Origin of the sequence: Paenalicyclobacillus cellulosilyticus, from assembly GCF_014647315.1 — a bacterium.
GTDB lineage: Bacteria > Bacillota > Bacilli > Alicyclobacillales > Alicyclobacillaceae > Alicyclobacillus_J > Alicyclobacillus_J cellulosilyticus.
The window spans coordinates 1-560 of sequence record NZ_BMOY01000168.1 but is presented as its reverse complement, the minus strand read 5'-3'; the positions used below and the strand labels follow the sequence as shown (position 1 = coordinate 560).

General features: G+C 36.2%; 1 protein-coding gene. It reads right to left on the bottom strand.

Going from position 1 to position 560, the window contains the following annotated elements; translation table 11 throughout:
• Nucleotides 1-343, bottom strand: a 343-nt coding sequence (locus tag IEX97_RS13405) for a Gfo/Idh/MocA family protein (RefSeq protein ID WP_229776959.1), incomplete at its 3' end; no start/stop codon positions are given.
• Between the last annotated feature and the right edge of the window lie 217 nt (nucleotides 344-560).

The following is a 560-nucleotide window of genomic DNA, read 5'->3' as shown; positions in this document are numbered from 1 at the left end:
TAAACCGCTCTAGATGGCCCACTTGTAATTTAAGACCGTTTTCTTCAGCCAAAGAAATTAACTCTTCAGCTTGCGCAACGGTTTCAGTGATTGGTTTTTCAATTAGAACGTGTATGCCATGTTGTAAACAATCTTTAGCAATTGCAAAATGAGCATTTGTGGTTGCAGAAATACTAACAGCATCCACTTTACCAAACAGATCATGATAATCTCTTACGCCTTGAACATTGAGCTCCTGAGATACGGAATCCACAACACTTTTGTTAACATCACAGACTGCAATCAGCTCGACATCACTTAAGGATTTATATTTTTGCGCATGAAAGCGCCCTAGGTATCCCACCCCAATTACAGCACATTTTAATTGACTCATAATAATGAAGACTAAAATAATTTGCAGGCATTATCGCATTAACAAAATTTCTTAGCAATTTAAGTGGGAATAATTCACCATTTCACTGAGCAATAAGAGCGAGTAGATTTGATTTTAAACGACCCCATCCCATGGAGTTTTTGATTTTTTTATGTTAATATAGCTCATTATTTGTACTGTAGGTATG